The 13,862-nt window shown below is 66.4% G+C and carries 11 protein-coding genes; 5 read left to right on the forward strand and 6 right to left on the reverse strand.

What is annotated here, in order from left to right; all coding sequences use genetic code 11:
• Positions 1-42 precede the first annotated feature (42 nt).
• On the reverse strand, positions 43-822 hold the full coding sequence (locus MNQ99_RS07880) for an SDR family NAD(P)-dependent oxidoreductase (protein ID WP_241915035.1): 780 nt from the start codon (positions 820-822) through the stop codon (positions 43-45).
• Positions 823-1,040: 218 nt separating this feature from the next.
• On the opposite strand from MNQ99_RS07880, the gene MNQ99_RS07885 reads away from it, so the two are divergent.
• Together MNQ99_RS07885 and MNQ99_RS07890 are read left to right on the forward strand one after the other, a co-directional pair.
• Entirely contained in the window at positions 1,041-3,362 is a 2,322-nt protein-coding gene (locus MNQ99_RS07885) for an aminotransferase class III-fold pyridoxal phosphate-dependent enzyme (protein ID WP_241915036.1), read from the forward strand.
• Positions 3,359-4,021, forward strand: a complete 663-nt coding sequence (locus MNQ99_RS07890) for a TetR/AcrR family transcriptional regulator (protein WP_241915037.1) — start codon at positions 3,359-3,361, stop codon at positions 4,019-4,021. The genes MNQ99_RS07885 and MNQ99_RS07890 overlap by 4 nt, the downstream gene beginning before the upstream one ends.
• Positions 4,022-4,140: 119 nt before the next feature.
• Here the strand turns inward: MNQ99_RS07890 and MNQ99_RS07895 are convergent, their stop codons facing one another.
• On the reverse strand, positions 4,141-5,067 hold the full coding sequence (locus tag MNQ99_RS07895) for an AraC-like ligand-binding domain-containing protein (protein WP_241915300.1): 927 nt from the start codon (positions 5,065-5,067) through the stop codon (positions 4,141-4,143).
• A gap of 199 nt (positions 5,068-5,266) precedes the next feature.
• Positions 5,267-5,863, reverse strand: a complete 597-nt coding sequence (locus tag MNQ99_RS07900; RefSeq protein ID WP_241915038.1) for a TetR/AcrR family transcriptional regulator — start codon at positions 5,861-5,863, stop codon at positions 5,267-5,269.
• Positions 5,864-6,012: 149 nt separating this feature from the next.
• Here MNQ99_RS07900 and MNQ99_RS07905 point away from each other — a divergent pair, with 149 nt between their 5' ends.
• From MNQ99_RS07905 to MNQ99_RS07915, 3 genes are all read left to right on the forward strand, one after another.
• Positions 6,013-7,929, forward strand: coding sequence for a primary-amine oxidase (locus MNQ99_RS07905; protein WP_241915039.1), 1,917 nt, complete (start codon positions 6,013-6,015; stop codon positions 7,927-7,929).
• A gap of 9 nt (positions 7,930-7,938) precedes the next feature.
• Positions 7,939-8,451 (forward strand): hypothetical protein, encoded by a 513-nt coding sequence (locus MNQ99_RS07910; protein WP_241915040.1) that lies wholly within the window; start codon positions 7,939-7,941, stop codon positions 8,449-8,451.
• Between the two features lie 91 nt (positions 8,452-8,542).
• Entirely contained in the window at positions 8,543-10,066 is a 1,524-nt protein-coding gene (locus MNQ99_RS07915; protein WP_422387508.1) for an MFS transporter, read from the forward strand.
• Between the two features lie 65 nt (positions 10,067-10,131).
• Here MNQ99_RS07915 and MNQ99_RS07920 read toward each other — a convergent pair whose 3' ends face one another.
• The 3 genes from MNQ99_RS07920 to hpaE form a co-directional block, all read right to left on the reverse strand.
• Positions 10,132-10,980 (reverse strand): Rieske (2Fe-2S) protein, encoded by an 849-nt coding sequence (locus MNQ99_RS07920; RefSeq protein ID WP_241915041.1) that lies wholly within the window; start codon positions 10,978-10,980, stop codon positions 10,132-10,134.
• 181 nt (positions 10,981-11,161) lie between these two features.
• Positions 11,162-12,259, reverse strand: a complete 1,098-nt coding sequence (gene hpaD, locus MNQ99_RS07925) for a 3,4-dihydroxyphenylacetate 2,3-dioxygenase (protein ID WP_127511502.1) — start codon at positions 12,257-12,259, stop codon at positions 11,162-11,164.
• Between the two features lie 31 nt (positions 12,260-12,290).
• Positions 12,291-13,820 (reverse strand): 5-carboxymethyl-2-hydroxymuconate semialdehyde dehydrogenase, encoded by a 1,530-nt coding sequence (gene hpaE, locus MNQ99_RS07930; RefSeq protein ID WP_127511503.1) that lies wholly within the window; start codon positions 13,818-13,820, stop codon positions 12,291-12,293.
• Positions 13,821-13,862 lie beyond the last annotated feature (42 nt).

Below are 13,862 nucleotides of genomic sequence, written 5' to 3' on the forward strand. Positions count from 1 at the left end.
GCGCGCCGTAAGCTGGCCGGGCCGAGCGGCGGCTGCAGCCCTTTATGCAGGGAAGGACGAACGGCCGGTGTAGCCGAAGTCGGAGAGCAGGTTGACCCCGTTGACCGCCCGCGAACGGTGTGAGGCCAGGTAGCTGACCGTCCAGGCAATGTCCTCGGCTGACTGCAGCGGAAAGGACGGCTGGTCCATGGCCTCGTCGCCGAGGCCGCGCCGGGCCAGTGGTGTGTCAACAATGGACGGGCAGGCACTGTTGACCCGGATGCCGTGCTCGTCGAAGAGTTCGACGGCGAGGGCGCGGGTCATCTGGACCAATGCGCCTTTCGACGCGTTGTACGCAAGCATGCCCGGCACCGCGACGAAACCGGAGTCAGAGCCGACCATCGTCACGCTGCTGCCCGCGGACTTCTTGAGGTAGGGCAGGGCATGCTTGACTGCCAGGAAGGTGCCGACAACGTTGACGTCGAGTACTTCCCGGAAGCTCTTCGCCGTGACGTCCTCGCAGGCCGCTCCCATTTCGCCTTCGATGCCGGCACAGGTGACGAGCGCGTCGAGACCACCCAACTGCCCGGCCAGATCGGTCACCGCCTTGTCCACCTGCGGATCTTCTGCGACATCCGCGCAGACTCCGGCCGCCCGCCCTGGTCCTGTGCTGCCGAGTTCGGCCAGCGCTGCATCCAGCCGGCCCGGATCGCGTCCCAAGATGCCGACGTCGGAACCCGCCTGGACAAACAATTGCGCCACCGCCAGCCCGATACCAGAGGAACCGCCGGTGATGAGGACGCGCCGGGGGAGCTGGGTCCCGGCTGATGGTGACGATGACATGCGTACTCCCGCTTTCCTCCACTCGTTGGGTGTCCTGCCGCCAGCTGTGCTGAAGAGGACATGAGTCAAAGTAGTCACAGATCCCGGGCAATGGAAGAGCGGTCCGAAATGCAGACTGTCGGTCTGTTTTTTATACTTCTTGCAAAGGATTCTCCTTTTCCTGAACTGCCGGTATAGTCGGCCCGAACAGCCCCCATCCCGTCCGTACGAGGAGTCTCATGACGCAGTTGACCCGCGATGAAGCCCTGGCCATCGCCAGAAACGCCCTGCCGATGTTTGGCATTGGCCCCGGCGCCGCCATCGACTTCGTCAAGCAGCGCGAGAACGTTGTTTTCCGCGTGACCGACGGCGATGCCTCCTACGCGGTGAGGATCCACAGGCTCGGGCACCGAACTGACGACGAAGTCCGGACCGAGGGCGCATTCATGGCGGCCCTTCACCAGTTAGGCGTTCCCGTTTCGGATGTGGTGCGGACAGTCTCCGGCGGTCTTTTCGCCGAGGTTAGTGGCAGCGACGGCGAGGCCTACCAGATTGATGCCCAGCACTGGGTGGACAACAGCAGCCCGCTTGGCGATGCAGGTGATGCCTGGATGGGGACCGATGCGCTGACTGTCGGGGTTTTCTCGCGGCTGGGGGAGATCTGTGCCCGGTTCCATAGCGCTTCCCGGCATATCGGGAAGATCCCCGGCTATTCCAGGCCAGCGTGGGATCTGGACGGACTCACCGGACCCGGGGCTTTGTGGGGCGACCCGCGGCGGCTTGCCGGGACAGCTGAGGACCGCCGCCTGATCGATACCGCCGAAAAGCGCATCCGCGAGCGCCTGCTCAGCCTGGGCACTGCGCCCGAGTTCTTTGGCGTAATCCATGCCGACTTCACGCCGGAGAACGTGCTGGCGGCCGGCAGTGACTTCGTTCTGATCGATTTCGATGACTTTGGCGAGGGCTGGTGGCTCTTCGACCTGGCCACCATCTTGTTCTGGTACCACCGGCATCCCCACGCCGATGATTACCGGGCCGCCCTGCTGGACGGCTACCGCAAGGCGGCGGAGATTCCGCAGCGGGCCCTCGAAGAATTGGATACCTTCGTCCTGGCGAGGGCGCTCACATACCTTGGGTGGGCCGCCAATCGTCCTGACGATGAAACGAGCGGTTTCCTTCGGGCCGAAGTCCTGCCGGTCGTCGTCGAGATGTGCCGCGACTACACGGGCACACTGGCAAAGGTGCATTCCAAGGGACAGGCCGTGGGGGACCAGCAATTGCTGGACCGCCGGGCGGCAACCATCGGGCCCTATTCCCCGCTGTTCTATGACCGGCCGCTGCACTTGGTCTCGGGGGAAGGGGCCTGGGTCGTCGATGCCGAAGGCAGCCGCTATCTGGATGCCTACAACAATGTCCCGCAGGTCGGCCACGCGAATCCGCGGGTGGCCGAAGCGGTATGCGCGCAAATGAAGACGCTCAACGTCCACACGCGCTATCTCAGTGCGCCGATTGTGGACTATGCCGAGCTGCTCCTGCGCACCTTTGACGCCCCACTCGACCGGGTGTACTTCACCAACAGCGGTTCGGAGTCAAACGAACTGGCACTGCGCATTGCACGGCACATGACTGGCTGCAGCGGCATGATCGTGACGGACCACAGCTACCACGGCAACACCATCAGCCTGGCCGCGCTCACCACCGGCCTCACGGTTTCGGAACCGCTCGGTGACCATGTCCGGACCATCCACGTTCCTGATCTTGACGGGGAGGGCCAGGCTGGCCGCCCCGGCGATATGCTGCAGGCAGCCCTGGCCGCAGTCGACACCGCCATTGCTTCACTGCAGGAGGCGGGCCACGGGGTCGCGGCGCTCCTTATTGAGCCGGCATTCTCCACCGAGGGGTTGCCCCGCGTGCCCGAGGGCTACCTTGAGGGCCTGGCTGAACGGGTCCGGGCAGCCGGAGGGCTGGTGATCGCGGACGAGGTGCAAACCGGCCTCGGGCGGTTGGGCGACGAATGGTGGGGCCATCAGGCCACGGGAATCAAGCCCGATGTGGTGACCCTGGGTAAGCCGTTGGGCAATGGCTACCCGCTGGGTGGAGTCGTCACCACCGAGCACGTCCTCGAATCATTCAGCAGCACCAACATGTATTTCAATACATTCGCGGGCACACCTGCGGCAGCCGCTGCCGGCCACGCCGTGCTCAACGAGATCATCGACCGGGGGCTGGTTGCCCGTGCAGGTGAACTCGGACGGCATGTAGCGGCGCGGCTGGGCGAGCTCGTCGAGCGCCATCCGAGGGCAGCAGCGGCCAAGGGGCGCGGCCTGTTCTTCGGACTGGCGCTCGTCGACAGCGCCGGAGGCCCCGACGGAGACCTGGCTAAGCGGATCGTCGAAGCTTTAGTGGGTGCCGGCATCCTGATCAGCCGAATCGGACCGAACGAGAACATTCTCAAGATCCGTCCGCCGCTGGTGATCGAAGGGGACGAACTGGACCGGGTTATCGACGTACTGGACGCCGCGTTGCTGGCCGAAGCCGGGCAGCCGGCGGCGCGGGTATGAGCGCCGCGGAACAGGAGCACACCACCATGGACCGCGCCCCCGGGCAGGGGACCGTACCCGAACTGCCAGAGCCGCTTCCGCTGCGGAAACGGCAACAACTTCGCACCCGCCAAGACCTGGTGCGCGCGACGATCGACATCATCGATGCTGCAGGCGCCAAGACCGCCACCATTGATCGGATCACGGTACGTGCCGGAACATCAAGGGCAACCTTGTACGCCCATTTTCCGGGCGGCCGGACGGATCTGATGTCCGAGGCCTACCGGACCATCGGGCAGGATCTCATCGACGCTGCTGAGCGCGATGCCGCCGGGCAGGACGATTGGATCGAGAAGCTCTGCGCCTACCCGCGGGCGATGCTCGACTTGGCCGCCCGCCGTGAATTGAGCCTGTTCTACAACGTCTCCGGACCCCAGCACTTCGGCATCGGCAGGCGGCGGGGCAGCGCGTCGAAGCATACGCTGGATACTTTTGTCCGCGAGCTTCGCAACGAGCAGGACAAGGGCGGCCTCCGCGCCGAACTCGACATCGAGGCCATTGCCGGCCTGTTGATCGGAGCCATCCGGGAAGCAGGCATCGATGCCTCCCGGGATCCGGGCACGGCCCCGCGCAACCTGTCGGCGTTCCGCCAGCTCCTGGAAGCCCTCGCGGGCCGCTAGCGGCAGGCGTCGTCCGTTCCGCACACTTCCCAGCAGACGGGCCCGCACCTGGTTCGGGTCTGCCTGCTGCGTTCCTCGTTATGGGCTCCCACCCAAGGCCGCTGCGGGAAGCGGCGCGGTCAGGTGCGCCGGTACGTGCTGGGCGGGACACCGAAGGCACCGCGAAAGACCCGGCTGAAATGGGCGGCATCGGTGAAGCCCCAGCGGGTCGCGATGGCACCGACTGCGCGGTCGGCCTGTAGCGGATCGCGCAGGTCGCGGCGGCAGCGCTCGAGCCGGCGGGCGCGGATCCATCCGGCCACCGTGGTGCCGGCGTCGTGGAAAATGCTGTGCAAGTGCCGGGTGGAGATGAAATGGGCTGCGGCGATGGCTGCCGGTGACAGCTCCGGGTCGCCCAGGTTCGCTTCGATGTGCTGGCGGATACGAGCGAGCAACTCGCTGTGGTGGCCGCGCTGCGGCGGCCCGTCCCCGCTGTGCAGCTCGCTGTCGAACAAGGTTGCCAGCAGGTCTACGGCGTTATGGGCCAGCCGGTGGCCGCTGGGGCCCGACAGTAGCTCAAGGTTGTCCGCCAGCTGCACCATAAACGGGCTGATCATCCGGCCGATGCCGGCATCCCCGGCCATCCGGACAGCCGTCAGTTCGGCCACCGACTCCGTCGGCAGATCCAGCGCGTCGTGCGGGAACATCAACACCAGGGTGCGGAAATCGTCGTCGAACTCCAAGGTGTAGGGCCGGTGTGTGTCATAGACGGCCAGATCACCCGGCCGCAGGGCGGCTTCGCGGTTGTCCTGGATCAGGATGCCGGTGCCGGACAGCTGCAGGTTGAGTTTGTAGTAGAGGCGGTCGGACCGAGTGATCAGGCCCGGCGTGCGCAGCACTTTGTGGCTGTTCGCGGTCACTTCCACTACCGACAATTCGTCGAGGACGCGGGACCGCAGGCGGCCGCGGAAACCGGTGGGGGAGTTGGTGCGGGCCTGCAGGGGCACAAAGGACTCGGAAATGAGCGTGTTCCACTCGGAGAACGAGTGGGCTTCGGCGACCTGCACGGCTGAAGGCGCGGAGCCGCGGAAGTCGCTGGCAGTGCCCGATTGGCTGTGGGTGCTGCGTTCGGGATAGGTAAGCGTCACGGTGGCCCCTTCGCTTGGAACCTGGATCAGGTGTGTCTCACGACACAGTCCCCATACCATAGCGCCTGCTCCGCCGCCTTGTCATCTATTTTCCACAACCGGCGAAAAAAGAAGTGGATCAGGAATCCGCCCCGACCATGCGGAGCCAGCTGTCCAGATGTTCAATCAACTGTTCGGGGGAGTGGTGGTCCGGGGTAAGGGAAGCCGTGATCTGTGCGCCCAACAGGAAGGACATGAGCTGCCCTGCCAGTACGTCATCGCTGGCCTGGGTGTGGACCTCGCCAGCCTCCCGCGCCTCGGCGAGGAAGCGCATGAAGTCCACGCGCCAACGTTCCATCGAGTCGGCATGGAGTGCGGCCTTGTCCGGGTCGTTGAGGGCCTTTTGCCAGAAGGGGATGACCAGCCGGGCCTCGCTGATGGTCACGTCTGTCACCGGCAGGACTTCCATGCAGTAGCGGCGCAGGGCGTCCAGGCCGCTGTGGCCGCGGATGGAATCGGCCACCCGCCGGTTTGTCTGGTCGAAAACGTAGCCGAAGGCAAAGGCCAGCAGGTCGTCCTTGGTGGGGAAGTAGGGCTTGAGGGCGCCGTTGGCAAAGCCCGCTTCCGCGGCAATTTCACGCATGGTGGCACCGTCAATGCCGTACCGGGCGATGATCCGCCACGTAGCCTGGACCAGTTCGATCCTGCGTTGGTCGTGGTCGACGATCTTCGGCACCGGCAGCCTCCTGATAAAACGTGCGTAGAAAAAACCCTTGCCATGAATCCTACTGAGGGTTATTCTCTACGAACATAGAAAAAAGAACGTGGTGTCGCTCACAGCTGCTTTCCGGCCCGCGTTTTCCCGTTGCTCGTGAAAGGGCCGCTATGACCACCGCTGCTGCCGCCACTGTTTCCTCCTATGCTTTGGCCTCCGCCGAAGAAATCACCGCCGTCCGCACCATCCTGGCCGAGGCGGGGCTGGCGGGGGAAAACACCCGCTTCGCCTACCTCGGGCTGCTGGACCCGCCGCGCCGCGGAGCCGAAGCGACCGAAGACCGGCGTTTCCGCGCCTTCCTGCTCGATGTCACCGGTGCCGCGCCGAAGGACGTGACCGTCTCCGTCACTTCCGGCAAGGTCCTGACGGTGGCCGAGCTGGATACCTCGGTGACCGGCGAGTTGCCGGTGCTGGAGGAGGAGTTCGAGGTTGTTGAAGCGATCCTCTCCACCGATGAGCGATGGCTGAAAGCCATCGCCGAGCGCGGTCTGGAGATCGACAAGGTGCGGGTCGCTCCGCTCTCTGCCGGCGTGTTCGAGTATCCGGAGGAGAAGGGCCGGCGGATCCTGCGCGGCTTGGCCTTCTACCAGAACTTCCCCGAGGACAGCGCCTGGGCACACCCGATCGACGGGCTGGTGGCCTACGTGGACATCGTGAACAAGACCGTGGACCAGGTGCTGGACTTCGGTGCCATGCCCGTTCCGGCCGAGCACGGCAACTACACGGATCCGGACCTGACCGGCGAGCTCCGCACCACGCAGAAGCCCATCGAGATCACCCAGCCCGAGGGCCCCAGCTTCACGGTCACCGGCGGCAACCACATCGAGTGGGAGAAGTGGTCTTTCGACGTCGGCTTCGACGTCCGAGAGGGCGTGGTGCTGCACAACATCGGCTTCCAGGACGGCGACCGCACCCGCTCCATCATCAAGCGGGCATCCATCGCGGAAATGGTGGTCCCTTACGGCGACCCGTCGCCGGTGCGCTCCTGGCAGAACTACTTCGACACCGGCGAATACCTGGTGGGCCAGTACGCCAACTCGCTGGAACTGGGCTGCGACTGCCTGGGCGAGATCACCTACCTCTCGCCCGTGATCGCCGACGGTTTTGGCAACCCGCGCGAGATCCGCAACGGCATCTGCATGCACGAGGAGGACTACTCCATCCTGGCCAAGCACTCCGACCTGTGGACCGGGATCAACTACACCCGCCGCAACCGGCGCATGGTGGTCTCCTTCTTCACCACCATCGGCAACTATGACTACGGCTTCTACTGGTACCTCTACCTGGACGGCACCATCGAGTTCGAGGCCAAGGCCACCGGGATCGTGTTCACCAGCGCCTACCCGGGCAAGGGCTACGAGTACGCCTCCGAGATGGCCCCGGGACTGGGCGCGCCGTACCACCAGCACCTGTTCAGCGCCCGGTTGGACATGGCACTGGACGGCTTCACCAACCGGGTAGAGGAAGAGGAAGCGGTGCGGGTTCCCCTCGGCGAAGGCAACGAGCGAGGCAACGCCTTCAGCCGCCGTCGCACGCTGCTGAAGACCGAGGCCGAGGGCGTCCGCGAAGCCAACATGCCGGCCGGCCGGACCTGGCACATCTCCAACCCGGAATCCGCAAACCGGCTCGGCGAGCCGGTGGCCTACAAGCTGATGCCGCAGGGCCAGCCCATGCTGCTGGCCGACCCGGAGTCGTCGGTGGCCAAGCGCGCGGCGTTCGCCGCCAAGGACCTGTGGGTCACCCAGTACTCAGAGGACGAGCGCTACCCGACCGGCGACTTCGTAAACCAGCATGCCGGCGGCGCCGGGCTGCCGGCCTACGTGGCGCAGGACCGCAACATCGATGGCGAGGACATTGTGCTCTGGCATACCTTCGGCCTGACCCACTACCCGCGGGTGGAGGACTGGCCTATTATGCCGGTAGACACGGCCGGATTCAGGCTCCGCCCGGATGGTTTCTTCGACCGCAGCCCCGTGCTGGACGTGCCGGCAAGCAAGCCTGCCGCCGGCGGGCACTGCCACCGCTAACCAGGGGGTGTGGAGATGACCGCGGTCGCGCAGTTGAGATCCACGGCACCGCACGACGGCGGCGCGTGGCTTGTGCCGCTGGCCCGGCTGTGCGCCGTGGTCGCCTTCATATCCATCGCCGCCCACCTGTGGATGGCCTGGCAGCACCTGGACACGCCGTGGCAGAGTCTGCTGATGCTGGCCATGGCGGCGTTCTGCCTGCCGTGCGCACTGAAAACGTGGCGCCACGGCGGGGCCGGACCCGCCCGGATGTTGATGTTCGCGGCGCTGGCCATGGCAGCCTTCCACACCCTGCTGCTGACGGGGGCCGGCTCGCATGCCGGCGGCCATGCCGGGCACGGGATGGCCTCAGCCGCGGGCAGCACTGTGATCGCTGGCGGCCACGCCGGGACCGCCGTCCCGTCCGCGCCGTTGACAGCAGCCCTTCCGCACACCGAAATGATGCTGGGCGTCATCCTGCTGGAACTGGCGGCGGCCATGTCGGCGGCCCTCTACCTGCGCCGGCTGCGCCAGCGCCGCTAGAAGCGCAGGCTGACTGAGGTTTTGGCCCGCGTTGCGGCGCGAAGGTCCCTCGCCGTTTGGCAGCGGAGTGCGCCGGGCGTATGAATGAGGGGTGACCCCAGTCTCCGACTCCGCGCCAGAGAACCATCCTGCTGTCGACCTTTCGGTCGGCCCCGACGGCCCTGACGGCGCCGAGGCGGGCTTCGTGCCGGATCCCGGCCGCTGGCGGATCCTGGCCGTGCTGCTGGTGGCCATCTTCATGTCGCTGGTCAGCGTCAGCATTGTTAACGTGGTGCTGCCGTCCATCCAGATCGGGCTGGGGGCGTCCGATTCGGACCTGCAGTGGGTGCTTTCCGGCTACGCGCTGACCTTCGGTGTGGTGCTGGTGGCCGCCGGCCGGGCGGGCGACATTCTGGGCCGCGGGCCGTTGTTCATCGCGGGTGTCGCGCTTTTCACGCTCTCCTCGGTGGCCGCCGGACTGGCTCCCGACCCGCTCACCCTGAACATCGCACGTTTTCTGCAAGGGCTGGGTTCCGGACTGTTGAATCCGCAGGCCGTGGGCATGATCCAGCAGTACTTCCGCGGCGCCGAACGCGGCCGGGCCTATGGTGCACTCGGCAGCGTGATTGGGATTTCGGTGGCCATCGGGCCCTTGGTCGGCGGGATGATCATTGAGTTCGTCGGCGTGCAGCAGGGGTGGCGCTGGACGTTCCTGGTGAATGTTCCTTTCGGGATCCTGGCCATTGTGCTCGCCTTGATGTGGTTCAAGCCCCGGCACGCCGACGGCCGCGGGGATGCCGCCACAGCCGATCGCGACTTGGATCCGCTCGGAGCTGTGCTCCTGGGACTGGCGGTGCTGGCGCTGCTGCTGCCGTTCGTGGAACGCGGGACCGGTCCCTGGATCTGGCTGCTGCTCCCCGGCGGAGCGGCACTGCTGGCGTCGTGGGCGTGGTGGGAACATGCCTACCGACGTCGCGGCCGGAGCCCGATGGTGGACCTGCGCATCTTCCGCACGCACAGCTTTTCGAACGGCTCCGTGATTGCCGGCCTGTACTTCATGGGTGTGACCAGCGTGTGGGTGTTGGTGGCGCTCTACATCCAGCAAGGTCTGGGCGGCACCGCGCTTGAGGCCGGGCTGATCGGCCTGCCCGCCGCCCTGCTCGGCGCGTATGCCTCGCACTGGTCCGGCAAGCGAGTGCTGGAGCAAGGGCGGCAGTCGATCGTCGTCGGAATCCTCTGCGCGTTGCTGGGGCTGGGCCTGACCATCGCGGTCATCCAGCTGGAGGCGGCCGGCGTGCTCAGCATCTGGTGGATGCTGTTGACGTTGTCCTTCATCGGCATGGCACAGGGATTGATCATTACCCCCAACCAGACGCTGACGCTGGCCGAGGTGCCGTTGGAGTATTCCGGCAGCGCCGGGGGAGTGCTGCAGACGTCGCAGCGGATTGGCACCGCCGTGGGCATCGCGGTGATCACCGCCGTCGCCTTTTCCGTCCAGGCCATGGCGGGCTGGACCGCGGCGATCACCGCGGGACTCTGTGTCACTGCTGTCTCTGTCATGGCTACGCTGGTGATTGCCGTCTCCGATGCCCGCCGCGGCTCGCGTGCGTCCTTACGGCGGGCCGGCAGCAGCTGATTCCGCGCGCTGCCGCCACCGGGCTGACCGGAGCCAACGGCACACGGGCCCCGGGCAACCGTGGATCAGCGCCGGCGGACTTCGATGTGTCCCTCGCGGACGCGCGTCTCGTAGGCCGGCTGCTCGGAACTGGCAGGGCCTCTGACGACGCTGCCATCCGCCAGACGGAACGTGCTGCCGTGCCAGGGGCAGGTGACGCACCCGTCGTCCACCGTGCCCTCGTCCAGCGGTCCGCCCATGTGGCTGCAGACGCTGTCCAGAGCCCGGAGGGTGCCGCCGCTGCGGTACAGGACCAACGACAGGTCACCGACCTGCACCAGTTGCGGCATGTCATCGGTCAGCTCGCTCGCGGCCAGCACACTGGTCCATTCGGCCGGCCCCTCCCGCCACGCAGTGTGGTTGATGTTGACCCCGCGCGAGTAGCTCAAATGCCCGCCGAGGTAACCGCCGGACATGAGCAGACCGAACCCGCCCAACGCGATGACTTTGGCGACGCGGCGGCGGCCGCTGCGGCGGGCCACCAATGATGCCGTGAAGCAGACCAGTGCCGTTGCGTTGGCGGCGGCATGCACGATTCCCACCCGGCGGTCCCCGCCCTGAGTGTCCGACCAGTCGTTGAGCCCGGCCCAGGCGGTGGGCGCCGCCGTCAGGATTCCGGCGGTGACCAGCAGGTCGGCGGCAGGCTCGGCGCGGCGGCCGCCCACCGTGTCCAGCAGCGTCGCCATGGTCCACGCGCCGATGGGCAGGTCGGTCATGAGCGGGTGCAGCGGATGCCCCAGATAGCTGCCGCTGAGGATGTTCCGGATTGGCCGCGGTTTAACAATTCGGCCCACCAGACCGGCGACCGGCTGCGCAACCTTGTCCAGTGCCTCGGTTTGTTCGATCCGTGCCATCAGCTTGTGCAGAGCAGACATGGGTGTTCCTCTTCCCCATAGAGTGGTGGCCAACGGGCAGCCCCGCCGGCCGCTGACCGGCCCCCAGTAGCTGCCAGTGTTGCACCGGCTGTCGGAAGCGGCAAGGGTACGCAAACGCCGGTGGGCGGCGTCCGTGCGGAAGCCGCCCACCGGCGTCGTTATTCAAGCGGGCCTGAAGGAACTAGACCTGGTTGCCGATCTTGAAGCCCTTCGACGCCTGGCCGCGGAAGGTGCCGTCCTCGTCGTCCTCACGGGTGAAGGAGAACCCGTCGGCGCCGATGGTCACCTCCATCTCGGAGTTGTCGGTGCGCTCGACGACTTCCTGCGGGTTGCCGTCAAGGTCCAGCACCAGGGAGGCCTCGGTGTACCAGGACGGGACTACCGGGTTGCCCCACCAGTCGCGGCGCTGGTTGTCGTGCACGTCCCAGGTGATGACGGGGTTGTCCGGATCGCCGGTGTAGTAGTCCTGGGTGTAGATTTCCACACGGTGGCCGTCCGGATCCAGGATGTACAGGTAGAACGCGTTGGACACACCGTGGCGGCCCGGGCCGCGTTCGATCCGGTCGGACATGCGCAGCGCGCCCATCTTGTCGCAGATCTGGATGATGTTGTGCTTCTCATGCGTGGAGAAGGCCACGTGGTGCATGCGCGGGCCGTTGCCGCCGGTCAGGGCGGTGTCGTGCACGGTGCCCTTGCGGTGCATCCAGGCGGCGTAGGTCACGCCGTCGGAGTCCTTGATGTCCTCGGTGACGCGGAAGCCCAGGTCCTCCAGGTACTTGCGGCCGCGCTGGACGTCCGGGGTGACCTGGTTGAAGTGGTCCAGGCGCACCAGTTCGCCGGCGGAGTAGAGGTCGTAGCGCATGTGCAGGCGCTCCACGTGGTCCACCTCGTGGAAGAACTCGTACGGGAAGCCCAGCGGATCCTCCACCCGCAGCGAGTCGCCGATGCCCTTGACGAAGCCTTCCTTGCGGCGCTCGGTGCGGCAGCCCAGCTCCTTGTAGTAGGCCTCGGCGCGGTCCACGTCCTCCGGGTTCCGGACCCGGTAGGCGAAGGCGGCGACGGCGGCGATCGGGCCCTTGCGCAGCACCAGGTTGTGGTGGATGAACTCTTCGAACGAGCGCAGGTAGATCGCCTCGTCGTCTTCGTGGGTCACGTGCAGGCCCAGCAGGTCCACGTAGAACGCGCGGGACTTGGCCAGATCGGTCACCACGATCTCCATGTAGGCGCAGCGCAGGATGTCCGGGGCCGGGACGGAGGGCTTGGGGATGACGTTGCTCATGATTCTCTCCTTCGAGCGGTAGGGATAAGGGTTAGGCGTCCGTCACTGCGGCGGCGTCTTCGGCTTTGCCGAAGACCGGGTTGTGCACCTCGCCGAGGTTGATGTGGACGGCCTGCTGGTCGGTGTAGAAGTCGATGGAGCGGTAGCCGCCCTCGTGGCCCAGGCCGGACGCCTTCACACCGCCGAAGGGGGTACGCAGGTCGCGGACGTTGTTGGAGTTCAGCCACACCATGCCGGCCTCGACGTTCTGGGCGAAGTTGTGCGACCGCTTGAGGTCGTTCGTCCAGATGTAGGCGGCCAGTCCGTACTTGGTGTTGTTGGCCAGTTCCAGGGCCTCTTCGTCCGTGTCGAACGGGGTGATGGCCACGACCGGCCCGAAGATTTCCTCCTGGAAGATCCGGGCGTCCGGGGCCACGTCGGCGAAGACGGTCGGCTGGATGAAGTTGCCCTCCGGGAATTCCGCCGGGCGTCCGCCGCCGGCTGTCAGGCGGGCCTCCTGCTTGCCGATCTCCACGTAGGACATGACCTTGTCGAAGTGCTCCGGGTGGACCAGTGCGCCGACCTCGGTGGTTTCCTCGTGCGGCAGGCCGACCTTGACCCGCTTGGCCTGGGCCGAGTAGCGCTCGACGAATTCGTCGTAGATGCTCCGCTGGACCAGGATGCGCGAGCCGGCGGTGCAGCGCTCGCCGTTGAGGGAGAAGACGCCGAAGATGGTCGCGTCGATGGCGGCCTCCAGGTCGGCATCTTCAAAGACGACGGCGGGGGACTTGCCGCCCAGCTCCATGGACAGGCCCTTCAGGTACGGGGCCGCGTTGGCGAAGATGATCTGGCCGGTGCGCGACTCGCCGGTGAAGGAGATCAGCGGGACATCCGGGTGCTTGACCAGGGAGTCGCCGGCGAAGCCTTCTTCGCCGAAGCCGTGGACGATGTTGAAGACGCCCTCGGGCAGGCCGGCTTCCTCGAAGATCCCCGGCCACAGGGAGGCGGAGAGCGGGGTGAACTCGGCCGGCTTCAGGACCACGGTGTTGCCGGTGGCCAGCGCGGGTCCCAGCTTCCAGGACTCGAGCATGAACGGGGTGTTCCACGGCGTAATCAGGCCGGCGACGCCGATGGGCTTGCGGTTGACGTAGTTGGCCTGGCGGCCGGGGACCTTGAAGGCGTCGTCGTGCTGGGAAACGATCAGGTCGGCGAAGAAGCGGAAGTTCTCCGCCGCGCGCTGGGCCTGCCCCAGGGCCTGCTTGATCGGCAGCCCGGTGTCGAAGCACTCCATTTCGGCCAGTTCCTGGCCGCGGGACTCGACGATGTCGGCGATCCGGTGCAGCACGCGGGAGCGCTGGCGCGGAAGCATGGTCGGCCAGGGACCGTTCTCGAAAGCGTCCTTGGCGGCGGCGACGGCCGCGGCGACGTCGGCGACCTTGCCGGAAGCTGCCTTGATGTACGGCTTGTTGGTGACGGGGTCCAGCACGTCGAAGGTGTCGCCGTCGATGGAGTCGACGAGCTTGCCGCCGATGTAGTGCTGCAGGTGGGTGGGCAGGTTGTCCGGAACAAAGTGCTCGGCCATGATGGTCCTTTCCATTGGGAATTGCGGTCTCGGGTAGTCGGT

Origin of the sequence: Arthrobacter sulfonylureivorans (assembly GCF_022637435.1) — a bacterium.
In the GTDB taxonomy this organism is placed as follows: Bacteria; Actinomycetota; Actinomycetes; order Actinomycetales; family Micrococcaceae; genus Crystallibacter; species Crystallibacter sulfonylureivorans.